This is a genomic window from Synechococcus sp. MIT S9504 (assembly GCF_047497135.1).
In the GTDB taxonomy this organism is placed as follows: domain Bacteria; phylum Cyanobacteriota; class Cyanobacteriia; order PCC-6307; family Cyanobiaceae; genus Synechococcus_C.
Genome location: NZ_CP138942.1, coordinates 1261466 through 1287588, shown reverse-complemented (window position 1 = coordinate 1287588; position 26123 = coordinate 1261466). Strand labels below are relative to the sequence as shown.

The following is a 26123-nucleotide window of genomic DNA, read 5'->3' as shown; positions in this document are numbered from 1 at the left end:
TGATCTGTGGTCAGCCGTACATGCCGAAACCGCCGGCGAAGGCGAAACTTGCAGACATCAGCAACTGCTGCATCAGGCTCAGGGCAATGAAGGCCAGAATCGCCGAAAGATCCAGGCCACCCAAAGGCGGTATCAAACCACGAAAGGCATTCAAATAGGGATCGGTTATCGAACTCACAGTGCTGAGCACTGGATTACCCCAGTCGAGATTGGGGAACCAGCTCAGTAGTACTCGCACGATCAAGACCAACGAATAAATCTGGAGTGTCTGGGCGAGCACCTGTAGGACTGTTGACACAAGCTCGATGGCCATGGAAAACGCGGAATTAATAGAACTCTATGCAGCCTGGGGTGGTTCGGAGCCACCTCCCAGGTCAGGAAGGACCGAAAACGTTCTGTGAAACTTCTCGGAGAGGGTGATCCAGTATGAGCGCCCCTCGCTCTGACGTTTGCGTTCGATGAAGTTCTGGTTCACCAGTTCCTTGATGTGGTCGTAGGCACCCGAACCTCTGAGATCAACCAGATCAGACTGGAGAATCCTTTTTTTCAGCGCCACTGTGGCCAGAGTCCGAAGCGTGGCTGTTGAGAGATTCACAGGCAGCAGATCGCGCACAAGTTCACCCAGACCAGGACGCAACTGCAGGCTGTAACGACCGTTGCTTTGGTTGATCTCCAGAGAGGTGTCGCGTTGGGCGTAGCCAGCGATCAGGATCAGCATTCCTTGCTCGGTCTCCGATTCGGACAGACCGACGAGGGAGGACAGCTCCTGCAAAGACACAGGCCGACCTTTGAGGTACAAGATCGCCTCGAGACGAGCGGGGAGTGACACCAGGGACCCAACGTCCTGAGGGCTTTGACTGCCTGGTTGGTCGCTTCCCTGGTTCAAGTCAGCATCCTTTGATCCAACAAGCCAAGGTAACGCTCATCCCAGTGAGCGCCATCAGGGACCCAGAAAAATCCGGTAAGCGGGGTTTGAGGTCTCTTCCCAGCTCGGATAGCCCAGGTCTCTCAGGACGGCCTGCCATGACTCGAGATCGTCTGGACTGACAAGCACACCAACAACGATCCGACCCACATCGGCACCGTGGTTTCGATAATGAAAGATGCTGATGCTCCAGTTTGAGTGAAGCGCATTCACAAACCGCATCAACGCGCCGGGTCGTTCGGGAAACTCAAATCGGTACAGCAGCTCCTCAGTTGGCTCGTCTGATTTCTGGGGCAAACGACCCCCCACCATGTGACGCAGATGGACCTTGGCTAGTTCGTCGTCACTGAGATCCAGGCATTCGTACCCATTGCTGCTCAGTGAGGCCAGCAAATCTCGCCGGTCCTGGACATCCCTGACCTGCACACCCATGAAGATGTGGGCCTGATCACCGGGGCCCATCCGATAACTGAATTCGGTGAGGCTGCGCTTTTGCAGGAGCTCGGAGAGTTTGCGCAAGCTGCCGGGCTGTTCCGGTATCTCCACGGCGAGCATGGCCTCGCGCTCCTCACCGAGCTCCGCCCGTTCCGCCACAAAGCGCAGACGGTTGAAATTCATATTGGCGCCGCAAGCAATCGCCACTAGCTGCTTGTTTTGAAGTTGCCGTCTTGAGACATCGGCCTTCAGGCCCGCAACAGCCAGAGCCCCAGCCGGTTCCAGAATGGATCGGGTGTCTTCAAAAACATCTTTTATTGATGCGCAGATCTCATCCGTGCTCACCGTGACGATGGAATCCACGTACTTCTGAGCCAGTCGAAAGGTGTGTTCACCCACCTCTCGAACAGCCACTCCATCTGCGAACAACCCCACCTGTGGAAGCCGAATTCTTTCTCCGGCCTCCAGAGAAAGTGTCATTGCTGCGGCGTCATGCGGTTCGACGCCAATCACTTCAATATCAGGCCAGAGGCTCTTGACGTAAGCAGCCACCCCTCCAATCAGCCCGCCACCACCAATGGCCACATAAATCGCGTCTGGAGGTTGTTGGCTTTGGCGCAGGATCTCCATCCCAACGGTTCCCTGACCAGCAATCACCTCGGGATCGTCAAAAGGATGAATGAAACAGAGACCATCCAGTTCGCTGCGTCTTCGTGCCTCCGCGTAGGCCTCGTCGTAGGTCTCTCCGTGAAGGATCACCTCGCCGCCGAGTTGGCGAACCGCCTCCACCTTCACGCTGGGAGTGGTGATCGGCATCACGATCACGGCTCTGCACTGCAAATGGGCCGCGCTCAGTGCAACCCCTTGGGCATGGTTGCCTGCGCTTGAGGCGATCACACCGCGTGAGCGTTCGTCGTCGGACAGTTGAGCCATGCGGTTGTAGGCACCGCGCAGCTTGAAGGAAAAGACAGGTTGCAGATCCTCACGTTTGAGCCAAACATGATTGTTCAGACGCCGGCTGAGATTGGTCGCTGACTCGAGCGGGCTTTCACGGGCAACGTCGTAAACCCTCGCGCGCAGGATCCTCTGCAGGTAATCATCCATCGGATCAGTCTGACAACCTGAGGCTTTCACGGGCGGCAGGCACGCCTCGTAGATTGACTCAATCTGCCGGGAGGCTCATGCACCTGAGCGATCTATCGCATCCCAATCAGCTGCATGGTCTATCCGTGGCCGAGCTTGAAGATGTTGCGGCCCAAATCCGTCAGCGGCACCTGGAAGTTGTGTCCAACAGCGGTGGTCACCTCGGTCCAGGTCTTGGGGTTGTTGAACTCACTCTCGCCCTCTATCAAACCCTGGATCTGGACCGTGATCGCGTGGTCTGGGACGTTGGCCACCAGGCCTATCCCCACAAACTGATCACAGGTCGCTACGCCGATTTCGATTCGCTCAGACAAAAGGGTGGCGTGGCGGGATATCTCAAACGCTCAGAGAGCACGTTCGACCATTTCGGCGCAGGTCACGCCAGCACCTCCATCTCAGCTGCACTGGGAATGGCCATGGCCCGGGACAGGCTTGGCCAGGATCACAAATGCGTTGCAGTGATCGGGGACGGAGCACTCACCGGTGGAATGGCCCTTGAGGCCATCAATCATGCCGGTCATATGCCCAACACCCCCTTGTTGGTGGTGCTCAACGACAATGACATGTCCATTTCCCCGCCGGTCGGTGCGCTCTCAAGTCATCTGAATCGGATGAGGCTCAGCCCTCCAATGCAGTTTCTGTCGGGGAGCGTTGAAGAAAGTATGCGTCATCTCCCGTTCATGGGCGGTGATCTCCCGGCTGAACTCAACCGACTCAAGGGCAGCATGCGTCGTCTGGCGGTGCCCAAGCTCGGTGCCGTCTTCGAAGAACTTGGCTTCACCTATATGGGGCCAGTCGATGGTCACGACATCGCAGAGATGATGAGAACGTTCCAGGAAGCTCACCGTGTTGGTGGTCCAGTTCTGGTGCATGTGCTCACCACCAAAGGTAAGGGCTACCCCTACGCGGAGGCCGATCAGGTGGGTTATCACGCTCAGTCGGCTTTTGACCTGAACACCGGTAAGGCCCGACCGAGCAAAACTCCAAAACCTCCCAGCTACAGCAAGGTTTTCGGACAGACCCTGGTCAAAATCTGCGAGCAGAACCCCCGAGTTGTCGGAATTACAGCGGCAATGGCCACCGGCACGGGTCTGGACTTGCTGCAGAAAGCTTTGCCGGATCAATACATTGACGTTGGCATCGCTGAGCAACATGCGGTGACCCTGTCAGCTGGAATGGCTTCCGATGGTCTTCGCCCTGTTGTGGCCATTTACAGCACCTTCCTGCAAAGGGCCTACGACCAGTTGATCCACGATGTGGGGATTCAGAAACTGCCGGTCACATTCGTGCTGGACCGTGCAGGCGTCGTCGGTGCCGATGGCCCGACCCACCAGGGCCAGTACGACATCAGCTACATGCGCTCCATCCCCAACTTCACGGTGATGGCTCCCAAGGATGAGGCTGAACTCCAACGCATGCTGGTCAGCTCACTCAAGCACGACGGACCCTGTGCAATCCGGATTCCGAGGGGCCCTGGCGAAGGCGTTCCTCTCATGGAGGAGGGATGGGAACAGCTTCCGATCGGTTGTGGCGAAGTCCTGCGCACCGGTGATGATCTGGTGATCGTTGCCTATGGCGCCATGAATGCCAAAGCGATGGCGACAGCTGAACTCCTTGCCGCTCAGGGGATCCACGCCACGGTCGTCAATGCTCGATTCCTCAGACCTCTCGATACAGAATTGCTGCACCCACTGGCCAAGCGCATCGGTCGACTGGTCACCATGGAGGAAGGATCACTGGAAGGCGGCTTTGGTTCCGCTGTGATTGAGTCCCTTCAGGAATCAGAACTCCATCTGCCTGTGATGAGGCTGGGAATTCCAGATGTTCTGGTGGACCATGCCACGCCACAGCAGAGTTTCGAAACGCTTGGCCTGCTGCCTGATCAGATGGCCGAGAGAATTCGAGAACGCTTCAACTTCATCAGCACTCAGATTCAGAACAGTTCAGAAACTGGCGTTGAAATCCCATCAGTGCGCAGCTGAGCACAAAAAAGGGTGGCCATGCCACCCAGAGATTCCGATTGTTCAGTTCAGGGTTGATTCAAAGAACCCCTCTGGTCGCCAGTCCGAGAATGGCGCCCATTCCAATCACATGCCCAAGGCTTGTCGTGGCCAGCAGAGAAGCGTGGCTCATGCCACCGAAGAATGATGGGTTGGGCAATTGGGCTCCTTCATTCGGAAATTTGATCGCAGCTTTGCCGATCACAATGGCGATGACGTTGCAGACAATCATCACAAGCCCCACCTTTGGAGACCAGGTAACCGTGGCGGGAGCAATGGCCAGAAGTGGAGCGAGCATGAAGAACAGAGGCAACGACTTATCTTCCAGCCTTTAGGCACTCACGCACAACACTTGTAAAAGTTGTTCATCGGAGTGCTTTTTGATACCCGATCAGTCCTGCGATGATCACGGCATTGCTGAGCGTCAGGAAAGCCTCGGCGCCGCCATGCAGGGGATCAACCGCCACCAGCTCAGCTCCAAATTTCAGCTCAGCGATCAAAGCTGCTCCAATCGTGATTCCGACAAACAACAGTGTGAGTTGAAAGCCACGACGGCTCAATGTGGGAAGCAACCGACGTTGACCCAGGTAATAAAGAAAAATCAGATAGGGAAAGAGGGAGAGCGCGAACAACGGTGATGGATCGAAGTCAGCCATCAGATCTGATCCTCCACGTTTGTCGGCGCTTTGATTGACCATGCGGCCCAGGCCAGCATGATGTTGCCGATCAGGGTGAATGATGCCTGTAGCGTGACCAGCCAGCGCAACTCTTCAGCGTTGTCGTAGAGATGCCATGTGCAAGCTGCCATTGCACTGACCAGCGCTGGAAGCATCGCCCAGGCGATTCGCTGCGACGTGGCGTCCTGTCCATCAGGTTTGTATTGATGAATCAGAACGATGGCCATCAGCCATTCAGCCACGGAGGCCCAATGAATCCACCACGTCCCCAGCGATAGCGCGTGCATGTCAGTTCAATGGCGTGGTTCACCGTAACGGTTGAAGACTTGGATAATGGTCCGATCAATTGATGATTGCTGGTGAAGGCGCTTCGCAGTGGGCGGAAGTTGAGCGTCCTGCTCTGTGGTTATTACGGCGAGCACAATCTGGGTGACGATGCTCTGCTTCAAGTGCTGGTGTCGCAGATTCCTTGCGATTGGGACCTTGTGGTGACAGCTAGGGACCCAGACGCCGTACAAGATCTGGTTGCCGGGGTGTCGACCGTGAATCGTCGCTCACTATCGGACACCATTCAGGCCCTGAACCATGTTGATGCTCTGGTATTTGGCGGCGGTAGTTTGCTTCAGGACGGAACCAGTTTTAAAAGCCTTCTTTACTATCTCGTTCTTCTCTGGAGTGCCCGTTTCAAGCGCATTCCAATCCTGCTCTGGGGCCAGGGACTGGGCCCTCTGCATCATCGATTCAGCCAAGTCCTGGTGAAGCACACTCTCTCTGGTGTCAGGGCTGTGTCCTGGCGTGACCCTGGCTCCATGGGGCTTGCGCAGCGCTGGGGACTCAACGTTCCGATGGTGATGGGACCCGATCCCGTCTGGCGTCATCCCTCGCCAGCTTGGAAGGGTGGCGACAGGCTGATCCTCTGCTGGAGACCCACTCGTCTGTTGGATAGCAGGGGCTGGAGTGTTCTTCTTGAGGCTGTTGATCGTTTGAGTTCCAGTGGTTGTTCTGAGGTGATCTGGCTGGCCTTCCACGCAGACCAGGATGCATCGCTGTGGAATGAACTTCGCAGTCGTGATCTGATTCCTGATGGATTGTGTCGCCGTTCCGTTCAGATGCAGGCAGACAGCCTTGAACAGGTTCAGACGATGTTCAGTGAAGCTTCACTGGTCATCGCAATGCGTCTGCATGCCTTGATTCTTGCTGCAACGGCAGGTTGCCCGACCGCGGCGCTGAGTTATGACCCGAAAGTGAAGGCAGCGGCGCAACTTGCAGCCTTGCCCTTGGTGGATCTGAATAATCCGCTTAATGCCGATCAGTTGAACCACCAATGGCAGTCAGCCATGACAGCTCAACGTGATGGCTCGCAAATTCAGCAATTGAAGCGTGATGCACAGCTTCACCAGATCATGCTTGTTGAGGAACTCGAAAAATTATCGGCTTAAACGAAGACCTGTTTCAGCGTTGAAGAGGATTTCGTCTTCAGATCGCCAGCTCAATCTGATTTGTTCTGGAATGCTTTGCTCTGGAGGTGTCATCATTCGAATCAATCCATGTTGCGTTTCCAGGAACAGCAACTGGGAATTTCCCAGCCATTCTCTCGATTGGAGTTTGGCAGATAATCCTGAATCAGAAAAATGAATGGATTCAGGTCTCAAAGCACAAACACGATCTGAATCGTCTTTAAGACAATTGATTTGTGGTCGGCCGATGAATCGAGCAACAAAAAGACTGCGAGGGTTGTGATAGAGATTGTATGGGGTGTCAATCTGCTCAATTGTCCCTTCATGAATGACAGCGATCCGTTGTGCCATCGCCATGGCTTCATGTTGGTCATGAGTGACATAGATGGTCGGTTTCCGTTGCTCCAGCACAAGCCTTCGAAGTTCAGGACGAATATCCTCTCTTAATTGTGCATCCAGATTACTCATCGGTTCATCGAGAAGATAAACGTCAGGTTCTCTGAGCAGTGCCCGGGCTAGAGCAACTCTTTGACGTTGACCACCCGAAAGCTCAGCAGGGCGGTTTCCGGCTCGATTCCAAAGTTGAACAAGCTCAAGAATTTGTCTGATTTTTGTTGTTCTCTCTCGCTTTGATATGCCACGGATTCGCAAACCGAGTTCGAGGTTTTCAAATACAGTCAGGTGAGGTAGTAGTGCATAGCTTTGAAACACCATTCCAACATTTCTTTCAGCAGGTGACAGGCTTGTGATCTCACGACCACTGATGTGAATAGATCCGGCGCTAACAGGATCCAGTCCTGCAATCAAGCGTAGTGTTGTGCTTTTGCCGCAACCACTGGGACCAACGAGAGCGAGACATTCATTGTCTGCGACATTCATGGTCAGGTTTTTAACAATCCATTGGTTGTTGATGCTTCGTCCGACCTGTCGGAGTTCAAGTGTCATCCCTTAACAGCTCCGGTGGTTAATCCTGAAACAATGGGTTTCTGGAAAACCATGACCAACAGGATGAGGGGAATTGATCCAATAACTGTAGCTGCTGCGTAAGGACCGTAAGGAACTGAATGAATCGATGAGCCAGCAATTCTTGCCATCGCAACAGGAAGTGTCAACTTTTCAGAGTCGCTGATCCATGTGAGTGCAATTGGGTATTCATTCCATGAGAACAGAAAAACAAGAATCGCTGTGCTGGCAATCGCTGGAGAAATAAGTGGAAGTAAGATCCACCGAAATCGTTGTAAAACGCTTAATCCTTCGACCCTGCCAGCATCTTCGAGTTCCGGCGGAAGATCGGAAAATGCATTTGTGAGCAGGAGAACGGCCAGAGGTTGCGATAATGCTGCATAGGGAATGGCAAGTGCCAGCAGACTGTTTCCAAGTTGAAGATATCGGGCGATTTCCAGCAATGCCAGAAAGAGCAAAACATAGGGGAATAGCGCGCAACCAATCAACAGACATTTGATGATGAGTGCACTTCGTTGTCCAAGCTTGCTTAGGCTATAACCTGCAGGGATTGCCAATAACAGCGTGAGGACTGTGGAGATTCCTCCTGCGAACAAGCTATTGAAAAGATAGCGAATGAAAGGGGGATTACTTTGCAGAACACTTTGATAATGAGCGAGTGTCCAACGCTGATCCATTGATGCAAATGGTGTGACTAGTGCTTGATCAGTGCAGAAGGAGGTGTAAAGCTGCCAGGCCAATGGACCGAGTGACCAGATCAACAGAGCGATAATCACGAAACGTGCTGCTTTCATTTGGCGAAGGCCCCTGCAGATCTGCTCCTCACTGCTGTGATCACGAGCCATGCAATGACAATCAGTGAACTGAGAATCACGAAGCTGCCAATCATGATGGTGGCGCTGTACCCAAAATCGAGAAACCGCAAAGCATTCCAATAGGCATAGAGAGCAATGCTCTCCGTACTGCTCGCCGGACCACCCCCAGTCATCACCTGCACGAGATCAAAGACTCCGAAGGCTTGCGCAAGACGGAACATCAGTGCAAGACCCAGGTATGGAAGCAGAAGAGGGATTGTGATGCGCCGCAGGCAAATCCAGGGACCTGCTCCTTCCAGTTTTGCTGCTTCGTAGAGATCTGAAGGAATGGTCTGCAGGCCAGCAAGCAGAATCAGCGCCACGAATGGAGTTGTTTTCCAGATGTCGGCGTAGACAGTGGTGATCCATGCAATGGATGGTTCCCCCAGAGCATTGAGGGATCGTCCCAATCCTGATTGCACCAGTCGGTCAATGGGTCCGTAGGGAGTGTTGAAGATCCATCTCCAGCCAAGAGCCATCACTGTGGTGGGCAGGGCCCATGGAATCAATGAGGATGATCTGATCAGTGCTCGCTTTCTTAACGGCTGATTGAGGATCAAGGCAATGATCAAGCCGAGCACGACCTCAGCCGTCACTGAGACAAAGGAAAAGCGAAGGGTCTGCAGCAGGTCCTGCCAGTAACGGGCGTCCTGAATGAACCGCTGCCAGTTGGCTCCCTGATTCGGGAGGGCCACCAGACCTGTCATCACCGAATCTGCATGGAAGCTGAGCCAGACGTAGCGAAATAGCGGTAACGCAAACACCGCAAGCAGAAGGATCAGAGACGGAATCAGCAGGATCAGCAATGGCATTAGGGAGCTGCTCCTGCTGCTTCAAGCACCTGACTTGTGGATCGCTCTGCTTGTTGCATTCCTGCTGGAGGGTCTGTCATTCCCGTGAGCGTGCCACTTAGTTTTCTCTGCAAAACATCGCTGATCTGTGCATAGAGGGGAGTTTCCGGTCTGGAGCGGGCATACGACAATGCTTCACCGATGGATTGCAATGAAGGATTGTTTTTCAGCAGGTTCTGATCATTGAAGACGGCTCTTTGTGTTGGTGTATATCCGTATTTGGTATATAAATAATATTGGGATTCTTCACTGGTGAGAAATTTAAAAGCTTCAACGGTTGATTCAGGATTTGCTGATCCCTTCAAAAGGCTTAATCCCCAGCTTCCCAATGTTGCTGCAGGTTGATGACCTGTTTGCGCCACCATGGTGGTAATTCCTACTTTGTTTCTCACCAGACTGTCGTTCTTTTGTAATTCAGCCCAGGCATAAGGCCAGTTGCGCATGAATGCTGCCTGGCCAGATTTGAAGCTCTGCAAAGCCTCAGTTTCCATATAGTTGGTGACGGCTCTTGGACTGATCCCTTGTTGAATCAGGTCATCGAGCCATTGTGCAGCAGCAACTCCTGGTGGTTTATCCAAGCCAATCCTTCCGGTTTCGGGCGAAAACCATTCACCACCGAAGCCATCAATGATTTCAAGAAAAACACAGCTCAGTCCCTCGTATTGCTTGCCCTGCCACACATAGCCATAGGGGATCCTGCCGCTGGACTGAAGTGACTTACTGATGTTTTCCAGGTCCTGGGGAGTCTTAGGAGGCTGATCCATCAGGTCGGTGCGCCAATAAAGAAGGCCGATGTCAGCAGTCAGCGGCCAACGCAGCAGTGATCCCTGGTAATGGTTCCCTTCACTGGCACCTGTGGCAAGAGCGTTCACCTCTTCATTGGTGAAGTAGCTGTCAAGGGATTCGAGCCAGCCTGCCTTTGCATATTTCGGTACCCAGGTCACGTCCATCAGCAGTCCGTCAAAAGGCGTATCCCCCAATAAAAGACTGCTGATTGCCAGGTCTGAGATTGCCTCGGTTTCTAGAGGTCCTCTGATCACATTCAGATGAATTCGGCCCTGGTGTTGTTGATTAAAGCTTTTGACCAGCTCAGCAGTTGAATCAGCAAATGGAGCCGGCATCAGGATGGAGACGTGGTCTGGTTGCCTTGCGGCAACAGAAATCCCCAAAAGACCACTGGCAATCACGATGATGGAAATCATCAACAGTTTGAACGATCGCTGCCTGATCCAGAGCACTGTTTTACTCCTGGATCTCGAGTGCACCCATTTGTTCATCAGCCCAGTCCGAAACTGTGAATGTTTCAACAGCAGAACTCATTTTCTCCATCCTCTCTATTTGTTCTGATGTGGGCATATCAATAGCTGAATCAATCGCAGTATCCATTTGCTTGTGCGAATAGGGATTGGTCAAAACTGCGCCATCAAGAATCACAGAAGCTCCTGTGAATTCAGAAAGCACGAGAACTCCAGCCTGCCCTTTCCTGGCAGCGGCATATTCCTTGGCTACGAGATTGAGTCCGTCACGCAGTGGGGTGATCCAACAGATATCTGCTTGTGAAAACCACGCGACCATTTCTTCGTAAGGAATTCTGCGTGTTGAAAATCGAATTGGAACCCAGTCAATTTTGCTGAAGCGTCCGTTGATACGCCCAGCTGTTTCTTCAATCAGTCGCTGAGTATCTTCATAGATGCGCATGCCTGAAGCGGCGGCGACGCAAGCCAGCATCAGAACAACTTTCCCGTGAAGATCAGGCCGACGTTCAAGAAGTCGCTCGAAGGCTAACAATAACTCCTCATTTCCTTTTGTGTAATCGACTCTACTTGCAGAAAGGATGAGCTTTCTTCCTTTTTTTGTGTCTTCGTCAATTCGCTCTGATAAATGCTGAACATGTGAATCTTTTGTCAGTGCTTGAATGACGTCGGGAGATGTTCCGACCGGAGATGACAAAAGACTGACTTTTCGTCCTCGATAGTTCAGCCAGGGTGTTTCAGATGGTTCCGTCAGTGCGGAGCCGCAACCAAGAAATCGAAGCGGAACGCTTTGTTTTTCTCCTTTTTCCACACCTAAAAGACAATTTGCTGCCCTTGCGAAATTCTCTGTGTAGCGTGGAATGTGAAAGCCAACCACGTCACAACTGAGTAAGCTTTCTAGAATTTGCTTCCGCCATGGAAGAATTGAGAAAACATCACTACTGGGAAATGGCGTGTGATGAAAAAAAGCAATTTTTAGGTCTTGACGTTTGCTACGAATGTACCCAGGAACCAGCCAAAGGTTGTAATCGTGGACCCAAACTGTGGCACCGGGAGCTGCTTCTGAGCAGGCTGCATCGGCAAACCGTTGATTAACCTCTTCGAAAATACTCCAATCTGTATTGTTGACATTAAAGAAGTTTGGGAAGGTGTGTAGAATTGGCCAGAAAGATTCTTTTGAAGTGACGTGGTAAAAGCTTGAGATCTGTGCCTGTTCTAAAGGTATTCGTCTCAACGTGAATGAAGCTGGTTCATCCATCGCGATTCTTTCATCTTCAGCATTGCTCAGGTCATCCACCTGACGCCATGCAATCCAGGTTCCGTTGTCTCGGTCCCTAAAGAGGTTTCTCAGAGTAGGAATAATTCCATTCGGACTTTTCTGGTCGCGCCAGATTCTTTTCCCTGCTTCGTCTTTTGCTTCATCGAATGGCGTCCGATGATAAAGAATAATGAAATTACTGCTGCCTATGCTCAAATTCATTTGGATCAACTCCCAGATGATTTTGGTTTAACTCCAATATTCGGCTCATCAGAGTTTCTGTTAAGCAATGGAATGACTCTGTTCAGATACCAAAGTATTTAGCACGTCCTGCGCATGTCCAACTGGTCTAACACCAGTCCAGCGAGCACGTAAAACACCTTTGGGATCGATTAAAAACGTATGTCGAAGTGAGTAAGGAGCCATCCACGAGCCGTATTGGCGACTCACCTTGCCTTCGGGATCGGATAATAAGGTGAAGTCAAGTCCTTCGCTGCTGCAGAATGATTCGTGATCATCAACGCTGTCAGCAGAAACGGCTGCGATGTCGCACTGATGCTCGTTGAATTCTTTCAGGGATTCCTGGAATCCGTGAGCTTCAATTGTGCAACCGGATGTGAAATCTCTTGGATAAAAATAAAGAACCAACCAGCGGCCGGACCAGTTTTCCAGACTCCAATCTTTTGATGGACCTCCACCCAGGGTGCCTGGTAGATCAAAATGGGGCGCTTGTTCACCGATTTCCGGAAGTTTGCCGCCAAGTGCTCTGGCTTTAGACGGTTTGCATAGCAGAGCCGCTGCCCCAGTTACTGTGATGCCGAGAAAGTCTCGACGCTTCAGTCCAAACTGAGGCATGTCGGTAATGATTCAGACTTTGGCTAGGTCGATGCCAAGAGACTTGGCGTAAGCACCAAGGCCTTTCTTCTGGATGGTCTTGAGAGCACGGGTCGTGATCCGAAGGTTCACCCAGCGGTTTCCCTCAGCCCACCAGAGACGGCGCTGCTGAAGATTGGCCTGTTGCAGCTTTTTCGTTCTGATATGGGAGTGGCTCACTGCCATTCCGTTGTTGGCACGCGTACCAGTGAGCTGACACACCCGGGACATGATGACGATCCTTTGATTCAGTGGCCAATGGCCAAGCAGCCAATTTAGCAAACAGACCTGGTCAGGTCCCTTTACTCACAAGCTCTGACATCAGCTTGGCGCTGCGTGTCTGGAAGCCTGCCAGTTCATTGGGTTCCAGTCCACCCACGCCTAGACGTGCCATGTCGTAGAGATGCAAAGCAAGCTCCGAAGCCAGTCGTTTGCTCGGAGAGGACTGTTCGGTTCCGACAAGAACACCACCCGCAGACAGTCTCAGCAGTCCTTCGACAAGTGGATGCCGACGGTTGATCAGCAGCACGTGATGGTCAGGCAAGCCTGGCAGGCGTTGTTCCATCAGAGCTCCCATGTCATTCATGCGTCGCATCTGCTCCGGAAGCAGGATCATTGCTGGTGGAGCGTCTTCACCTCCTTTCAACGCCTGCACCTGAATGGTGACTTTGTCATTGTTGAGTGCTTCTTTGATCAGGCTTCGAATCGATTCACTCTGCGTTTCACCATCCTGGTCACTGATTTCCGGTTTCTCATCGCTAAGACTCTCGTCCAGCTCCGCATCCACTCTTTGGAATTTGAACTGATCATTCGTTGCCTCCAGCCAGGGCAGAAACTGACTATCGATGACCGTTTCGGCGAAAATCACCTCAGCACCCTGGCTTTTCCAAAGCGACAAGGCACCCGCCTGGGCCACTTCATCAGTGCAATACAGAATTCTTTTGGATTGCGTGTCTGAAAGTCTGCCCTGATAAGACGTCAATGTTGTGTAATTTTTTTCTGCTGCCTTGATGGGTTCTGCCTCTCCTTCAGATGCTTCTGCAGTGGTTGTGAACAAGATCAACTCGGATACTTGCTCAGCGAACTTTTCGTCTTCCATCGCACCAATTTTTACAAATGGTGCCAGAGAGTCCCAGGCTTCGGCATATTGTTCAGGTTGATCTTTTTTCAGATTTTTTAAACGGTCAGCTACTTTCTTGGCAACAAAATTGCCAATCGATCTGACTTTTCGATCAGTTTGAAGAGCACTTCTGCTGACATTCAGAGGAATGTCAGGGGAGTCGATGACTCCTCTCAAAGGCAAGAGATAACGCGGAACAATTTCTTTGATTGAATCGCTGACATAAACCTGATTGCAGTACAAGCGAATATCACCTTTTTCCCAGTCTGCTCGTCCTACGGATTGGGGGAAGAACAGGATCCCCTGCAGTGTGTAGGGATAGTCAGTATTTAAGTGAACCCAGAGCAGTGGGTCTCCCTGGAAAGGATAGAGATAGTGGTAAAGGTCGATATAATCCTGGTCGGACATCTCTCTGGGATTTCTTCGCCAGGCGGGATTCCGTTTGTTGACACTTTCGCCCTCGAGTTGGACATCGATGGGCATGAAGTCACAGTACTGAGTGATCAGTGTGCGTAACCTTGCAGGCTCCAGATACTCAAGTTCATCCTCCATTAAGTGGAGGATGACATCTGTGCCAGGCTCAGTTCTTTCGTGACTCTCCAGTTTGAAAGCGGGAGATCCGTCGCAGATCCAGCGAACTGCTTCACTGTCTGGACGCGCTGAGCGGGTGATCAACTCCACCTCTTTGGCAACCATGAAGCTGGAGTAAAAGCCAAGACCGAAATGGCCAATAATGGCGTCTGATTCCTGTTTGTATTTCTCCAGGAAATCCTCCGCGCTGGAAAATGCCACCTGGTTGATGTACTTTTTCACTTCATCGGCAGTCATCCCGATTCCGTTGTCGCTGATTCTGACTGTCTTTGCTTCTCGATCAACAGTGATATTGATCAGACCCTCATCTCCTTCAGAACAGTCGCCTGCCATCGCTGCCATGCGGCGTTTGCTGATGGCATCAGTCCCATTGCTGACCAGTTCTCTAAGAAATACTTCGTGGCCTGAATAAACGGCCTTTTTGATGATTGGAAAAATGTTTTCGGTATGGATCTGAATCTGACCCTGTTCAAGTACCGACATCAGCACGCATGAGCTTGCTGAAAATTAGTCATGGCGGGTGCTGCTGATCAAGCGGTTGCTTGGTGAGTTTCCCGAACGTCAGCAGTGCGTGGGGCGTTGGAGCTCAGATCGTTCCTCTGGCAGGATCGCGCCTTCAATCGGGCAGATCTGGAGGCAGACGCTGCAGTTAATGCAGGTCTCGAAATCAATCCAGTAATACTCAGTTCCTTTTGTGTTTTTACCGTTTCCAGGCGTAATGCATGCCACTGGGCAGGCGTCGACGCAATCGGCCGCCCCTTCGCAGACATCTGTCACGATCGTGTGAGCCATGCGTCCAAACAGCGCCGGTCGATCTTAGTGATCGATCCATTCGAGGCAGTCACAGCCCGACTGATTCAAACGATCGAGTGCTTCAGCATGACTGCCACAGGCACGATGATCAAGCACACTGATCTTCCCCTGTTGGTGGAGTGCCATCTGGCGTTGCAATGCCGATTCCAGAGTTTCAGTGGGCCCGTAACAGATCAGTGCAGCGCTCTGATCATGGGTGGTGGTGATGGGGTCTCCCGGAAGATCCCTGATGTCATCAACGCAGTAGCTGAATCCCAGGCCTGTTGCCTCAGCGCCTTCACCACCAAGTTTCCTGACCAGTGAGTCGTATCGTCCGCCGCGGGCTATCACCACAGGAGCAGAGGTTCCCTGGCAGACCAGTTGCAGCACGACGCCGTCATAAAGCTCGTAGTGAGGCTGGAATGTGGGGTCAAGTTGCAGTTGCAGTCCCGACTGCTCAGCAAGGGGATGCAGATGGGTGATCAGCCTCTGCAGCTGCCTGAGCACCCCTTGATTCGGATACTGCGCATTCAGTGAGTTGAGAATGTCCTGGGGGGTGCCGCGACGATCGAGCCACAAGGCCAGGTTCCCTTGGGCACGATTCTCCAACCCCAGCTCCTGCAGGCCCAGGCGGTCGTACTGACTCAGACAGGCACGGATCCTGTTTCTCTGTTTTGCTTCGAATGGTTCCAGCAACAAGTCCATCAGATTGGTGTGCCCGATCAACAGCCTCGGTTGATGGGACTTGTCCAGGTTCAGGCTTTTCAGCGATGCCAACAAAAGACTGAACAATTCAAGCTCCGACTCAACACCCAGGCCTCCGAACAGCTCAACACCGCAGTGCAGGTTCTCCTCAATGCACTGACCGCCTTCATCGGCTGTTCTTGACTCGAAGACTGTTCCGCAGCTCCACAGTCTCAGCGGTCGCTGACGCTCCAAGAGCCTTGTGCAAGCTGCTCGGGCGATGGAGGCTGTTAGTTCCGGTCTCAACCCCAGTGGTTCATCCGAGACAAGTCGCACAATGTCGCGGCTGTCGATGGCTCCTCCCGCTTTGAGCGTGTCCATCCGTTCAATCCTGGGGGGCGTGACTTCCTCGTATCCCCAAAGGCGAAACACTTCAGCCAGGGTTTCCCTGAGTTCCTGATTGCGTTGAACCTGCTGAGGATTGAGATCTCTCACGCCTGAGGCGGGTTGCAGGGCCATCGCGCCTGTCGCTGCTTCGATCAGGATCCCATGGCTTGGGTATCAGTCTGCGTAGAGCTCTTCTGCGAGAGGCTGGATACCCTCGAGCTCCTTTTGCAGAGGAGTGTGAAGCCCAGGACCTGTGGCAAGAATGCGACCGGATGACACGTCGTAATTCTGAGCTCCGTAATCACTGACCTCGCCTCCTGCGATCACCACCAGAGCAGCGCCGGCTGTCAGATCCCAGGGAGACAAGCCTCGCTCCCAATAACCGTCAAGTCGCCCTGCAGCCACGTAAGCCAGATCAACGGCTGCGGCACCACCGCGCCGAACACCCCTTGTTTTGTGGGTGAGTCGGCAGAACTCCGCATAGTTGTTGTCTGCACGTTCCCTGCGGTCATAGGCGAATCCCGTGACAAGCAGACTGTCTTCCAGCGATGAACAGCCGCTCACTTGGATGCGTTGGTCATTGAGGAAGGCTTCTGTACCGGGGCAGCACCAGAACACTTCCTGTAAAAACGGCACTGCCACGGCCCCGAGGATCGGAAGACCTCTCCAGAGCAAGCCCACGGATGTGGCGAAAAAGGGATAGCCATGGGCGAAGTTCGTCGTGCCATCAAGAGGATCAACGCACCAGCACAACTCCGAAACATCACCCTTGGCCCCGGATTCCTCGGCGAGAACTGAAATCTCTGGGGTTGCCTCACCAAGACCGGTCAGCACCGCTTGTTCGGCAGCCAGATCGGCATTCGTCACCAGATCTCCGGCCCTTGCTTTCTGCTGGATGGAGACAAGTTGCCCGTAATGCTCCATCAGCACAGACCCACCCAGCTCGGCCATCGCTCTAGCAACCTGGCTGAGTTCTCCAAGTCTGAGCGGCGTCAGGCCGGCAGCTGCGGCTGCGGCAGCGCAATCAAGATGTTGCTTTGTCATTCATTCCAGGTTTCGAGTTCCTCGAGAGGAATGTCGCGCGTGATCGTGCCCCGGCCGAAGTGACGACCGAACTGCAGGTCGTAAACCTCATCCTCATCCTGTGTTTCCGCGACAAGTGGGCCTGTTGCCCTGGCCACACACAGCAGTCCGTAGCCCTTGGCTCTCAGTTCTCTGGACAGTCCCATGGCCTCATGCTGATCCAGTTCGCCCTGTTGGATGCGAACCGCGCAGCTTGTGCAGCAACCGTTTCGACACGAAAAAGGCAGAGGATCACCCTGTTTTTCAAAGCTTTGCAGGATGTAATCACCCTCCGGCACTTCATGGGAAATCACCCGACCTTGCTGTCTCCAGTGGATGGTGACCCGATGAGTCGGCCTCATTCAGTGCAGTTGGAAACGCCCTGCTACATTCTGACGTGCCAGACGAGCCCCTGGAGAGGTGGCCGAGTGGTCGAAGGCGCAGCACTGGAAATGCTGTATAGGGGCAACTCTATCGAGGGTTCGAATCCCTCCCTCTCCGTTTTCCTCCGGTCCCGAGGGACCGGTTTTTTATTGGTACGGTTTCCGCTGCAGATCTTCAAGCAACGATGCCTCAAGTACTGATGCATCAACGATCCGGGTAGCGGCCTGAATACAGTTCGTAGATCTATCCGCTGATCAGCCGAATCGGCCTGAAACATAATCCTGTGTGGCTTGTTGAGAGGGTGAATTGAAGATCATTTCCGTGTCGTTGAACTCCACGAGGTAGCCGACCTTTCCAGAACCTCCTTCGACCGCCTCAGCATTGAAAAAAGCAGTCATATCACTCACTCTCAAGGCCTGTTGCATATTGTGCGTGACGATTACGATTGTGAAACTCTTCTTCAATTCATGCATTGTTTCTTCGATCTTCAATGTCGAGATTGGATCCAATGCCGAGCATGGCTCGTCCATCAGGATCACTTCCGGTTGAATCGCAATCGTGCGTGCAATGCAGAGGCGTTGTTGTTGCCCTCCGGACAGGGAGTACCCACTTTCATTAAGCTTGTCCTTGCATTCATCCCAGACAGCGGCTTGGCGCAGAGAACGTTCAACTAATTCATCCATGTCTCCGGAGTAGCCATTGATTCGCGCTCCGAAAGCGATGTTTTCGTAGATGCTTTTTGGAAATGGATTTGGTTGCTGAAAAACCATGCCGATACGGCGCCGCACTTCTACTGGGTCGACAGAGGGGCCGTAAAGATCTGCTCCATCGAACAGCACGCGCCCTTTGAGGGTGCAGCCCTCAATCAGATCATTCATCCGGTTCAGTGCTCTCAGAACCGTTGATTTGCCACAACCTGATGGACCGATGAATGCGGTAACTTCCCCTCGAGGAATGTCGCAGTAAACGTTCCTGACTGCTTCATAGCTGCCGTAGCTGATTGTGGTGTTTTGAATGGAGAGGCAAATGTCTTTTGAGACTGTATTGCTCGGCTGGCTGGTGGAAGTCATGAGGATTGACTGACTTTTTGAAAAAACTGAAAAACAAGTGATCGGTTAAAGATTGGTGCCTCAATTGGAGGCAAAGCGTCTTAGCCACCGAGCAAATAGATTGATGAGCAGGATGAATAGAACAAGTACGAACGATGCTGCCCATGCGAGTTCGTTCTGTGCTTCATAGGGCAGAGTCGCAAAGTTGTAGATCAGTACTGAAAGTGTTGCAATCGGATTGAATATTGCATCGAATCCCCTAGGCCAGAATGGTGAAAATAAGGCTGTGAAAATTAACGGGGCTGTCTCTCCTGCTGCTCTCGCAATCGATAACACCACACCTGTGGCAATGGGAGTAAAGGCTGAAGGAAGGGTGATTCGCAGGATCGTGACGAATTTGGATGCGCCTACACCCAATGCGGCGCGTCGAAGGTCGTCTGGGACAAGCTTTAGCCCCTCGTCAGTGGTTTTGATGACCGTCGGCAGCATCAAAATCGATAAGGCAACACCACCTGCGATTGCACTGTAGGAATTTCCAAAAATAATCTTTGTTTTGACGATCACGGCGTAAACAAAAACACCGGCAATAATGGATGGGACACCAGCCATAACGTTGGTGCCGAAGCGAATAAACTTTGCAAAGATCCCCCCTCCTGAATACTCAGCAAGAAAAATCCCTCCTCCTACCCCGACAGGAATGGCGATCAGAGCCGATAGAAAGGTGACGATGATTGTGCCGATCACCGCATTGCCAATGCCGCCACCTTCAAGTCCCGTGGATGCTGCAGTGAACAGATTCAGGTTGAGCACTGCTCCACCCTTGATCAGCACATAAGCAAGTACGGCAATTAACGGCAGAACGGCAATCGCTGAAAATATCCCGGCCAGAAACGTGAGACTTCTGTTGAGTAAATTTCGCCTCAAGCCACGCTTATACGACAGGTCAGGAATGTCTCGTCTCAGGCTGACTGTTGGTGAAAGTGCCATGGTTTTAGTACTTGAGGCTCAGACGTTTGACCAACCGTTGGGCCAGGAGGTTCACAGCCAGAGTGAGAATCATCAGGATGAATGCTGCATACATCAGCGACGAAACCTGGCTTCCGTCGGCCTCGCCAAACTGATTGGCAAGCATTGCTGAGATGGTGTTTCCGGGTGCCAGCAGCGACCAGCTGAAGGTGTTCGAGTTGCCAATGATCATCGTGACGGCCATCGTTTCACCCATGGCACGTCCCAGTGCCAGCATGACGCCACCCACAATTCCTGAGATTGCAGCGGGCAGCATCACGTTGAGAATGGCCCCCCAGCGCGTTGTGCCAACGCCGTAGGCGGCTTGACGCAACTTCATCGGCACCTGGTTGAGTGAGTCTCTCGAGATCGCCGTGATGATCGGCAGAATCATCACAACCAGAATCAAAACTGCTGGTGCGATTCCCGGCCCCATGGGATCTGTTGAAAAGAAAGGCAGCCAGCCCAGGGTCTTGTGCAGGACTTCAAGGAATGGACGGATGAACGGTTCCATCACGAAGATGGCCCAAAGACCTAATACCACTGAGGGAATCGCCGCCAGCAACTCCACCATCAATCCGATCAGCGTTCGGATTTTCAGGGGAATGATGTTTTCGGTGATGAAGATCGCTGTTCCCACGCCGAGAGGCACCGCAATCAGCAATGCCAGCAGCGATGTCAGCAGCGTTCCGTAAATGGCTGTGAAGGCGCCGTATTCATCTTTGACGGGATTCCAATTGGATGTCACTAGAAATGACCAGCCATATCGGCCCATCGAATCCAGCGATCCCCAGAACACCACGATCAGGATGGCCAGCAGCACCATTGCCACCACCGAGGCCAGCAGGATCGCCAGGATCCTGAAGCCGCCATCCACCGATTTCTCCATCGGCGGACGTCGCCGTAAGCGATAAAGCTCCAACGACTTGGGCATTCTGTTCTGAACAGACCCTTGAAACGTACCGGTCCAACGGTGCCAAAATCACTAAGGGCTCGTTAACTCACCCTGTGGGATTGCATGTGCGGGGGCTGGGTGAGAGCTGTTTGGGCCGTTACCGTGGGACTTCACTAAGGCATTTATGGGCCGGATCGTCGGAATCGACCTGGGTACCACCAATTCCGTCGTGGCTGTTCTTGAGGCCGGGCGGCCCGTGGTGATTGCCAATGCGGAGGGCACCAGGACGACCCCCTCCGTACTGGGTTACACCAAAGACAACGAACTTCTGGTGGGTCAACCGGCTCGACGCCAGCTGGTTCTCAATCCGCGCAACACCTTCTCCAATCTCAAGCGTTTTGTCGGTCGGGCCTGGGATGAACTCGACGACGGATCACTCACTGTTCCTTACACGGTCCGCTCCAACAGTCAGGGCAATGTCCGCGTGGCTTGTCCTCAGACCGAGCGGGAGTATGCACCAGAGGAACTCGTGGCCAGCATCCTGCGCAAGCTTGTGGATGATGCATCCACCTATCTGGGCGAAGAGGTGGAATCCGCGGTGATCACCGTTCCCGCCTACTTCAATGATGCACAGCGTCAGGCCACCCGAGATGCCGGTCGACTGGCTGGAATCAATGTTGAGCGGATTCTCAATGAACCCACCGCAGCTGCCCTCGCCTACGGCTTTGATCGCAGTGCGGTCCGACGTGCCCTCGTTTTTGATCTCGGAGGAGGAACCTTCGACGTGTCGCTGCTGAGGATCGCCAACGGTGTTTTCGATGTCAAAGCCACCAACGGTGACACCCAGCTGGGCGGTAATGACTTCGATCAACGCATTGTTGACTGGCTGGCGGAAGCTTTTCTCAAGGAGCACGAAGTCGACCTGAGGCGTGATCGTCAGGCGCTGCAGCGACTCACCGAAGCTGCCGAAAAGGCCAAGCAGGAGCTTTCCGGCGTCACCTCCACACCTGTCTCCCTGCCCTTCATCGCCACGGGTGCAGACGGTCCTCTCCACATCGAAACAACACTGGACCGGGAAACCTTCGAGGGTTTGTGTCCTGATCTTCTCGACCGTTTGCTGGTTCCGGTGCAGGCAGCTCTCAGAGATTCCGGTTGGGCCGCTGAGGATATTGATGACGTGGTGCTTGTTGGCGGCAGCACTCGCATGCCGATGGTGCAGCAACTGGTCAGAACACTGATTCCCAATGACCCCTGCCAATCGGTCAACCCTGATGAAGTGGTGGCAGTGGGTGCAGCGGTTCAGGCAGGGATCATCACTGGCGAGTTGCGCGATCTGCTGCTCAATGACGTCACACCGCTTTCGCTGGGACTGGAAACCATCGGTGGTCTGATGAAGGTGCTGATTCCGCGGAATACCCAGATTCCTGTTCGTCAGTCCGACGTGTTCAGCACATCGGAGCCCAACCAGTCATCGGTCGAAATTCATGTCTGGCAGGGCGAGCGCCAGATGGCGACCGACAATAAATCACTGGGACGTTTTCGACTTTCGGGAATTCCTCCGGCGCCTCGCGGTGTGCCTCAGATCCAGGTTGCCTTCGATATCGATGCCAACGGAATTCTTCAGGTGAGTGCAACGGATCGGACGACGGGTCGTAAGCAGTCGGTGACCATCCAGGGCGGGTCAACGCTCAGTGAGGATGAAATTCAGGGTCTCCTCGCTGAAGCCGAGGCACGCGCTGATGAAGACCGCCGCAAGCGCTCCACGATCGAGCGACGCAACTCGGCGATGACCCTGGTGGCACAGGCAGAGCGACGACTCCGCGACGCCGCTCTGGAGCTTGGCCCCTACGGAGCTGAACGTCAGCAAAGAGCGGTTGAGATGTCGGTTCGTGATGTCCAGGATCTCCTTCAGCAGGATGATCTTCAGGAGCTTGAGATGGCTGTGAGCGGTCTTCAGGAGGCGCTGTTCGGTCTGAATCGCCGTCTCACAGCTGAGCGTCAGACCGACGCCGGACCTCTGCAGGGGCTGAAAAGCACCCTCGGCACTCTCAAGGACGAGCTGTTTGCAGAAGATGACTGGGATGACGATCCCTGGGCATCGCCACAGTCCCGTTATGACGGACGCATGAGAGGTGGCCGAAGAGGGATTGACCCCTGGGACGATGACAACTTCCGCTGAACCGGACTACTGGTCGTTGCTTGGTCTGGAGCCTGGTGCCGCTCCTGACGTGCTCAAGCGGGCATTCCGGCGTGAAGCCAGACGCTGGCATCCCGATCTGAACGGCAATGATCGTCACGCCGAAGAACGCTTCAAGCTGGTCAATGAGGCCTACGCGGTTCTCAGCAACCCTGACCGGCGCAAGGAATGGCAGTCGCGTCAACGTGGAGGCGTTGCAAGCACGGACCCGTTCAGCACTGGATTTCCCGATTTTGAGGACTACCTCGCCGTTGTTCTTGGCCTCGAGCGTGAGCCTGTGCGCAGAGAGCAGGCCTCAAGGGAGCAAGACGGCCGAGAGCCGTCGTCCAATCACAGCGAAGAATCTGATTCGACCTTTGCAGCTCACTGGCCGGAGGCCTCACCACAGCCACCTCCACCGGTCCGCAGTGAGGATGATCTGGAAACGGTTGTTGATCTCACACCGGATCAGGCCCTGCACGGCACAACCGTGGAGCTCGAGCTTGGGGACGGAACTCTGGTGGAAGTTGGTACCCCGCCTCGGGCGGGAGACGGTTGGCGATTACGTCTGGAGGGCGTAGCCCTGGGAGGACGTGATCATTTCCTGCACCTGCGGGTGATCACAGATGACGGGCTGCGCATTGATGGCCTGCGGGTGCATTACCGACTTGAGTTGCTGCCACCGGATGCCGCGCTTGGATGCGCGGTGGATGTGCCAACTCTGTCCGGCCCGGTGACACTTCAGGTTCCTCCCGGTTCATCCAGCGGACGATTGTTGAGATTGCGAGGTCGCGGTCTTCGGCTCGCAGACGATTGCGGCGATCAGCTTGTGGAGATTGTGATCGTGATCCCAGCGGCGCTGGATGATGATGAACGGGCGCTTTATCAACGCCTGCAGGAACTCAGTCTTGAGCGAGCCAACGGTTTCTAAGCCGCTGTTCCGATGAGAGACTGCTGCTGACGATTGATCAGCATGTTGGTTCACGTGCTCCTGTACGACGCAGGACAGGACAGCGAAGGCATTCACTCCCTCGAACTCTCAGGTCAGACGGTGGTGCTGATGTTTGAGAACCGCGACGATGCCGATCGCTATGCCGGACTTCTGGAAGCTCAGGATTTTCCGACTCCCAGCGTTGAAGCTCTCGATCGTGAAGAGATCGAGTTGTTCTGCCGTGAAGCGGGTTATGAGGCCCGATTCGTTTCCGATGGTTTTGTTCCGAAGTCGGACGATGAACGCCTGATGCTCGCCCCACCGAGTGCCAATCGTGATGTTGCCAATTGGCAGGAGCAGGATTCGGAACAGGATGCAGCCCAGGCGCAGGGACGCGCATCCCAGGACGAATCCTCGGTACCGGATCTTGATGATGTGCGACGTCGTCTGGAGGGCCTTCTTTAGACATGTCGGAATCTCCTTCCAGCGCTGCCGTGTCGAGCTCCCCCTTGGTGTCTCCTTCGGAAGACCGTGGCTATCTGCTCACCGAACAGGTGAATCCTGCCAGTGATCAACTCGATCAGCTGTCCACCGATGCACTCGTCGACCTGTTTATCGATGAGGACCTCAAGCCCCAGCAGGCCGTGTTTGGCGCAAGAAGACCTCTGAGCCTGGCGATCGACGCCATTGCTGAGCGACTGCAGCGGAGCGGCCGTTTGTTTTATCTGGGTGCTGGAACTTCAGGGCGACTTGGAGTTCTGGATGCTGCCGAATGTCCACCCACCTTCTGCAGCCCTCCAGAGCTTGTTCAGGGAATCCTTGCCGGAGGTGCTCCGGCGCTGTTGCGAAGTTCCGAGGGTCTTGAAGATCTTGAATCTGCTGCGGTGAGTGATCTTCAGGAACGTGGTTTTGGCTCGGAGGATTGTCTGGTCGGCATCGCCGCTGGAGGAACGACGCCCTATGTCCGAGGTGGACTCAGCTACGCCAAAAAGCTCGGCGCGCTCACAATTGCTATGGCCTGTGTTCCCTCGGAACAGGCCCCTTTGCCTTGCGCGATTGACGTCCGACTGCTGACAGGCCCCGAGCTGTTGACAGGGTCAACACGTCTGAAAGCCGGAACAGCGACAAAAATGGCCCTCAATATCCTCTCAACAGGAGTCATGGTTCGGCTTGGCAAGGTCTATGGCAACAGGATGGTCGACGTTGCCGCCAGCAACAGCAAACTTGTTGACCGCTCCATGCGGATTCTCAGGGATCTTCTTGGCGTGAAACGCGAGGTGGCTCTCGGCTTGCTGGAACGCGCCCAGGGATCCGTGAAACGCGCACTGCTGATGGGTAGCTGCAATTTAGAGGCCGACGAAGCTGATGCTCTGCTTGAAGCTCATGGAGCTGATCTGAGGGCAGCGATAGTCAGTCAGGGACAGTCGCTCCCTGTTCAGGGCTCAACACTTCCCCAGTAGGGACTGGTGAATAGGTCGAGGCGCTGACGCGTCGCTGCAGGCACGGCATCCGGAGCCGTCATCAGAGCATGTTCAAGGGCTCGGTGCGCCGCGGATTCGGGCCGTTGTTTGCTGAAGCTGTCCATCAAACGTTCCAGGATTGGCCCTGTTGCCGTTGCATTGGCTTTGAGGTTGTCCACCACCATGTCCACGGTGACGGCGTCATGGTCATCGTGCCAGCAGTCGAAGTCAGTCACCATGCTGAGTGAGGCATAGGCGATCTCGGCCTCTCTCGCCAATCGCGCTTCCGTGTGGTTGGTCATGCCAATCACATCGCAACCCCAGCTTCGGTAGAGCTCGCTTTCAGCACGGGTTGAGAAAGCCGGACCTTCCATGCAGAGATAGGTTCCACCGCGATGCAGATGGTGGCCCACGGGCATGGCGGTGGATGCCGACGTCGCCAGCCATTCACTGAGAATGGGACAGAACGGATCAGCCAGGCTGACGTGTGCGACGCATCCGTCGCCGAAGAATGACTGGGGGCGTTGCCTGGTCCGGTCGATGAACTGATGAGGCACCACCATGTCGCGTGGCCTCAGGTGCTCTCTCAGCGAACCCACGGCGGACACTGAAATCAGCCAGCGCACGCCAAGGCTTCGCATGGCCCAGATGTTGGCTTGATAGGGCACTTCGCTGGGAAGCAGATGGTGCTGCCGTCCATGGCGAGCCAAAAAAACCACCTCAACACCATGGAGTGATCCGACCCTCAACGCATCCGATGGCTTGCCATAGGGAGTGTCGGTATGCACCTCCTCGACAGATTCCAGGTTGTTGATGGAATACAGACCGCTGCCACCGATCACACCCACCCGGGCGGAATCCAGCTCTGGACCTGAGGCTGTTTGACTCATGGTGTGGT

At 54.0% G+C, this 26123-nt stretch carries 28 protein-coding genes and 1 tRNA gene; 7 read left to right on the top strand and 22 right to left on the bottom strand.

Features of this window, described 5'->3' with window-relative positions:
• Positions 1–10: 10 nt before the first annotated feature.
• The 3 genes from SIB58_RS07445 to ilvA all read right to left on the bottom strand — a co-directional run bounded on the left by SIB58_RS07445 (position 11) and on the right by ilvA (position 2464).
• Positions 11–313: a YggT family protein gene (locus SIB58_RS07445; RefSeq protein WP_170953574.1), complete on the bottom strand. Its 303-nt coding sequence runs from the start codon at positions 311–313 to the stop codon at positions 11–13.
• Between the two features lie 24 nt (positions 314–337).
• On the bottom strand, positions 338–829 hold the full coding sequence (gene scpB, locus SIB58_RS07440; protein ID WP_231857068.1) for an SMC-Scp complex subunit ScpB: 492 nt from the start codon (positions 827–829) through the stop codon (positions 338–340).
• A gap of 111 nt (positions 830–940) precedes the next feature.
• On the bottom strand, positions 941–2464 hold the full coding sequence (gene ilvA / locus SIB58_RS07435; RefSeq protein ID WP_066907607.1) for a threonine ammonia-lyase, biosynthetic: 1524 nt from the start codon (positions 2462–2464) through the stop codon (positions 941–943).
• Positions 2465–2541: 77 nt separating this feature from the next.
• Between ilvA and dxs the strand changes: the two genes are divergently transcribed.
• Positions 2542–4485, top strand: coding sequence for a 1-deoxy-D-xylulose-5-phosphate synthase (gene dxs / locus SIB58_RS07430; RefSeq protein ID WP_067325469.1), 1944 nt, complete (start codon positions 2542–2544; stop codon positions 4483–4485).
• Positions 4486–4543: 58 nt separating this feature from the next.
• Here the strand turns inward: dxs and psaK are convergent, their stop codons facing one another.
• From psaK to SIB58_RS07415, 3 genes are all read right to left on the bottom strand, one after another.
• The gene (psaK, locus tag SIB58_RS07425; RefSeq protein ID WP_066907802.1) at positions 4544–4801 is read right to left on the bottom strand and encodes a photosystem I reaction center subunit PsaK; all 258 of its coding nucleotides are present in this window, start codon (positions 4799–4801) and stop codon (positions 4544–4546) included.
• Between the two features lie 67 nt (positions 4802–4868).
• Positions 4869–5159 carry a DUF3593 domain-containing protein gene (locus SIB58_RS07420; RefSeq protein ID WP_197461081.1) on the bottom strand — a complete coding sequence of 97 codons (291 nt, stop codon included), beginning with the start codon at positions 5157–5159 and terminating at the stop codon, positions 4869–4871.
• Positions 5159–5467 carry a DUF2499 domain-containing protein gene (locus SIB58_RS07415; protein WP_066907601.1) on the bottom strand — a complete coding sequence of 103 codons (309 nt, stop codon included), beginning with the start codon at positions 5465–5467 and terminating at the stop codon, positions 5159–5161. Before SIB58_RS07415 ends, SIB58_RS07420 begins: the two co-directional genes overlap by 1 nt.
• Positions 5468–5539: 72 nt before the next feature.
• On the opposite strand from SIB58_RS07415, the gene csaB reads away from it, so the two are divergent.
• A complete protein-coding gene (gene csaB, locus SIB58_RS07410; protein WP_231884113.1) occupies positions 5540–6619 on the top strand; it encodes a polysaccharide pyruvyl transferase CsaB in 1080 nt (359 codons plus the stop codon).
• Here csaB and SIB58_RS07405 read toward each other — a convergent pair.
• From SIB58_RS07405 to SIB58_RS07350, 12 genes are all read right to left on the bottom strand, one after another.
• Complete coding sequence (locus SIB58_RS07405; protein ID WP_067325471.1) at positions 6608–7582, bottom strand: ABC transporter ATP-binding protein; 975 nt, start codon at positions 7580–7582, stop codon at positions 6608–6610. The two genes, csaB and SIB58_RS07405, sit on opposite strands and share 12 nt — an antisense overlap.
• Positions 7579–8394 carry a carbohydrate ABC transporter permease gene (locus tag SIB58_RS07400; protein WP_067325575.1) on the bottom strand — a complete coding sequence of 272 codons (816 nt, stop codon included), beginning with the start codon at positions 8392–8394 and terminating at the stop codon, positions 7579–7581. Before SIB58_RS07400 ends, SIB58_RS07405 begins: the two co-directional genes overlap by 4 nt.
• Positions 8391–9266 carry a carbohydrate ABC transporter permease gene (locus SIB58_RS07395; protein ID WP_067325473.1) on the bottom strand — a complete coding sequence of 292 codons (876 nt, stop codon included), beginning with the start codon at positions 9264–9266 and terminating at the stop codon, positions 8391–8393. The genes SIB58_RS07400 and SIB58_RS07395 overlap by 4 nt, the downstream gene beginning before the upstream one ends.
• A complete protein-coding gene (locus SIB58_RS07390) occupies positions 9266–10507 on the bottom strand; it encodes an ABC transporter substrate-binding protein (RefSeq protein WP_074159314.1) in 1242 nt (413 codons plus the stop codon). Before SIB58_RS07390 ends, SIB58_RS07395 begins: the two co-directional genes overlap by 1 nt.
• 40 nt (positions 10508–10547) lie before the next feature.
• Positions 10548–12038, bottom strand: coding sequence for a glucosylglycerol-phosphate synthase (gene ggpS, locus SIB58_RS07385; protein ID WP_067325476.1), 1491 nt, complete (start codon positions 12036–12038; stop codon positions 10548–10550).
• Positions 12039–12098: 60 nt separating this feature from the next.
• Positions 12099–12656 carry a peroxiredoxin gene (locus tag SIB58_RS07380; RefSeq protein WP_066907787.1) on the bottom strand — a complete coding sequence of 186 codons (558 nt, stop codon included), beginning with the start codon at positions 12654–12656 and terminating at the stop codon, positions 12099–12101.
• A 27-nt stretch (positions 12657–12683) separates the two neighbouring features.
• Complete coding sequence (rpmB, locus tag SIB58_RS07375) at positions 12684–12920, bottom strand: 50S ribosomal protein L28 (protein ID WP_066907589.1); 237 nt, start codon at positions 12918–12920, stop codon at positions 12684–12686.
• 61 nt (positions 12921–12981) lie between these two features.
• A complete protein-coding gene (htpG, locus tag SIB58_RS07370) occupies positions 12982–14883 on the bottom strand; it encodes a molecular chaperone HtpG (RefSeq protein WP_066907586.1) in 1902 nt (633 codons plus the stop codon).
• A 78-nt stretch (positions 14884–14961) separates the two neighbouring features.
• On the bottom strand, positions 14962–15192 hold the full coding sequence (locus tag SIB58_RS07365; protein ID WP_074159312.1) for an indolepyruvate ferredoxin oxidoreductase subunit alpha: 231 nt from the start codon (positions 15190–15192) through the stop codon (positions 14962–14964).
• A 24-nt stretch (positions 15193–15216) separates the two neighbouring features.
• Positions 15217–16395 (bottom strand): ATP phosphoribosyltransferase regulatory subunit, encoded by a 1179-nt coding sequence (locus tag SIB58_RS07360; RefSeq protein WP_066907583.1) that lies wholly within the window; start codon positions 16393–16395, stop codon positions 15217–15219.
• Between the two features lie 42 nt (positions 16396–16437).
• The gene (locus SIB58_RS07355; RefSeq protein ID WP_067325483.1) at positions 16438–17307 is read right to left on the bottom strand and encodes an inositol monophosphatase family protein; all 870 of its coding nucleotides are present in this window, start codon (positions 17305–17307) and stop codon (positions 16438–16440) included.
• On the bottom strand, positions 17304–17687 hold the full coding sequence (locus SIB58_RS07350) for a 2Fe-2S iron-sulfur cluster-binding protein (RefSeq protein ID WP_066907578.1): 384 nt from the start codon (positions 17685–17687) through the stop codon (positions 17304–17306). Before SIB58_RS07350 ends, SIB58_RS07355 begins: the two co-directional genes overlap by 4 nt.
• 52 nt (positions 17688–17739) lie before the next feature.
• On the opposite strand from SIB58_RS07350, the gene SIB58_RS07345 reads away from it, so the two are divergent.
• Positions 17740–17826: transfer RNA gene (locus tag SIB58_RS07345), tRNA-Ser, on the top strand.
• Positions 17827–17963: 137 nt separating this feature from the next.
• On the opposite strand, the gene pstB is transcribed toward SIB58_RS07345, so the two are convergent.
• Genes pstB through pstC form a run of 3 tightly spaced genes read right to left on the bottom strand, consistent with a single transcriptional unit; the run spans position 17964 to position 20697 of the window.
• Positions 17964–18779 carry a phosphate ABC transporter ATP-binding protein PstB gene (gene pstB, locus SIB58_RS07340; protein ID WP_066907574.1) on the bottom strand — a complete coding sequence of 272 codons (816 nt, stop codon included), beginning with the start codon at positions 18777–18779 and terminating at the stop codon, positions 17964–17966.
• A 60-nt stretch (positions 18780–18839) separates the two neighbouring features.
• Positions 18840–19745 (bottom strand): phosphate ABC transporter permease PstA, encoded by a 906-nt coding sequence (pstA, locus tag SIB58_RS07335; RefSeq protein ID WP_066907571.1) that lies wholly within the window; start codon positions 19743–19745, stop codon positions 18840–18842.
• A gap of 4 nt (positions 19746–19749) precedes the next feature.
• Positions 19750–20697: a phosphate ABC transporter permease subunit PstC gene (pstC, locus tag SIB58_RS07330; RefSeq protein WP_066907567.1), complete on the bottom strand. Its 948-nt coding sequence runs from the start codon at positions 20695–20697 to the stop codon at positions 19750–19752.
• A gap of 145 nt (positions 20698–20842) precedes the next feature.
• On the opposite strand from pstC, the gene dnaK reads away from it, so the two are divergent.
• Genes dnaK through murQ form a run of 4 tightly spaced genes read left to right on the top strand, consistent with a single transcriptional unit; the run spans position 20843 to position 25225 of the window.
• Positions 20843–22837 carry a molecular chaperone DnaK gene (gene dnaK, locus SIB58_RS07325; protein WP_066907565.1) on the top strand — a complete coding sequence of 665 codons (1995 nt, stop codon included), beginning with the start codon at positions 20843–20845 and terminating at the stop codon, positions 22835–22837.
• Positions 22821–23765 (top strand): DnaJ C-terminal domain-containing protein, encoded by a 945-nt coding sequence (locus tag SIB58_RS07320; RefSeq protein ID WP_066907563.1) that lies wholly within the window; start codon positions 22821–22823, stop codon positions 23763–23765. The genes dnaK and SIB58_RS07320 overlap by 17 nt, the downstream gene beginning before the upstream one ends.
• A gap of 42 nt (positions 23766–23807) precedes the next feature.
• Positions 23808–24230 carry a DUF3110 domain-containing protein gene (locus tag SIB58_RS07315; RefSeq protein WP_066907561.1) on the top strand — a complete coding sequence of 141 codons (423 nt, stop codon included), beginning with the start codon at positions 23808–23810 and terminating at the stop codon, positions 24228–24230.
• A gap of 2 nt (positions 24231–24232) precedes the next feature.
• Positions 24233–25225: an N-acetylmuramic acid 6-phosphate etherase gene (gene murQ, locus SIB58_RS07310; RefSeq protein ID WP_197461083.1), complete on the top strand. Its 993-nt coding sequence runs from the start codon at positions 24233–24235 to the stop codon at positions 25223–25225.
• Here the strand turns inward: murQ and mtnP are convergent.
• The gene (gene mtnP, locus SIB58_RS07305) at positions 25201–26115 is read right to left on the bottom strand and encodes an S-methyl-5'-thioadenosine phosphorylase (protein ID WP_067325485.1); all 915 of its coding nucleotides are present in this window, start codon (positions 26113–26115) and stop codon (positions 25201–25203) included. The two genes, murQ and mtnP, sit on opposite strands and share 25 nt — an antisense overlap.
• Positions 26116–26123: the final 8 nt, after the last annotated feature.

Excerpts from the sequence above, each read along its gene's own strand:
- SIB58_RS07445 (WP_170953574.1), bottom strand. The coding sequence starts at position 313 with ATGGCCATCGAGCTTGTGTCAACAGTCCTACAGGTGCTCGCCCAGACA.
- ilvA (WP_066907607.1), bottom strand. The coding sequence starts at position 2,464 with ATGGATGATTACCTGCAGAGGATCCTGCGCGCGAGGGTTTACGACGTT.
- dxs (WP_067325469.1), top strand. The coding sequence starts at position 2,542 with ATGCACCTGAGCGATCTATCGCATCCCAATCAGCTGCATGGTCTATCC.
- psaK (WP_066907802.1), bottom strand. The coding sequence starts at position 4,801 with ATGCTCGCTCCACTTCTGGCCATTGCTCCCGCCACGGTTACCTGGTCT.
- SIB58_RS07420 (WP_197461081.1), bottom strand. The coding sequence starts at position 5,159 with ATGGCTGACTTCGATCCATCACCGTTGTTCGCGCTCTCCCTCTTTCCC.
- SIB58_RS07415 (WP_066907601.1), bottom strand. The coding sequence starts at position 5,467 with ATGCACGCGCTATCGCTGGGGACGTGGTGGATTCATTGGGCCTCCGTG.
- SIB58_RS07405 (WP_067325471.1), bottom strand. The coding sequence starts at position 7,582 with ATGACACTTGAACTCCGACAGGTCGGACGAAGCATCAACAACCAATGG.
- SIB58_RS07400 (WP_067325575.1), bottom strand. The coding sequence starts at position 8,394 with ATGAAAGCAGCACGTTTCGTGATTATCGCTCTGTTGATCTGGTCACTC.
- SIB58_RS07395 (WP_067325473.1), bottom strand. The coding sequence starts at position 9,266 with ATGCCATTGCTGATCCTGCTGATTCCGTCTCTGATCCTTCTGCTTGCG.
- SIB58_RS07390 (WP_074159314.1), bottom strand. The coding sequence starts at position 10,507 with ATGATTTCCATCATCGTGATTGCCAGTGGTCTTTTGGGGATTTCTGTT.
- ggpS (WP_067325476.1), bottom strand. The coding sequence starts at position 12,038 with ATGAATTTGAGCATAGGCAGCAGTAATTTCATTATTCTTTATCATCGG.
- rpmB (WP_066907589.1), bottom strand. The coding sequence starts at position 12,920 with ATGTCCCGGGTGTGTCAGCTCACTGGTACGCGTGCCAACAACGGAATG.
- htpG (WP_066907586.1), bottom strand. The coding sequence starts at position 14,883 with ATGTCGGTACTTGAACAGGGTCAGATTCAGATCCATACCGAAAACATT.
- SIB58_RS07365 (WP_074159312.1), bottom strand. The coding sequence starts at position 15,192 with ATGGCTCACACGATCGTGACAGATGTCTGCGAAGGGGCGGCCGATTGC.
- SIB58_RS07360 (WP_066907583.1), bottom strand. The coding sequence starts at position 16,395 with ATGGCCCTGCAACCCGCCTCAGGCGTGAGAGATCTCAATCCTCAGCAG.
- SIB58_RS07355 (WP_067325483.1), bottom strand. The coding sequence starts at position 17,307 with ATGACAAAGCAACATCTTGATTGCGCTGCCGCAGCCGCAGCTGCCGGC.
- SIB58_RS07350 (WP_066907578.1), bottom strand. The coding sequence starts at position 17,687 with ATGAGGCCGACTCATCGGGTCACCATCCACTGGAGACAGCAAGGTCGG.
- pstB (WP_066907574.1), bottom strand. The coding sequence starts at position 18,779 with ATGACTTCCACCAGCCAGCCGAGCAATACAGTCTCAAAAGACATTTGC.
- pstA (WP_066907571.1), bottom strand. The coding sequence starts at position 19,745 with ATGGCACTTTCACCAACAGTCAGCCTGAGACGAGACATTCCTGACCTG.
- pstC (WP_066907567.1), bottom strand. The coding sequence starts at position 20,697 with ATGCCCAAGTCGTTGGAGCTTTATCGCTTACGGCGACGTCCGCCGATG.
- dnaK (WP_066907565.1), top strand. The coding sequence starts at position 20,843 with ATGGGCCGGATCGTCGGAATCGACCTGGGTACCACCAATTCCGTCGTG.
- SIB58_RS07320 (WP_066907563.1), top strand. The coding sequence starts at position 22,821 with ATGACAACTTCCGCTGAACCGGACTACTGGTCGTTGCTTGGTCTGGAG.
- SIB58_RS07315 (WP_066907561.1), top strand. The coding sequence starts at position 23,808 with ATGTTGGTTCACGTGCTCCTGTACGACGCAGGACAGGACAGCGAAGGC.
- murQ (WP_197461083.1), top strand. The coding sequence starts at position 24,233 with ATGTCGGAATCTCCTTCCAGCGCTGCCGTGTCGAGCTCCCCCTTGGTG.
- mtnP (WP_067325485.1), bottom strand. The coding sequence starts at position 26,115 with ATGAGTCAAACAGCCTCAGGTCCAGAGCTGGATTCCGCCCGGGTGGGT.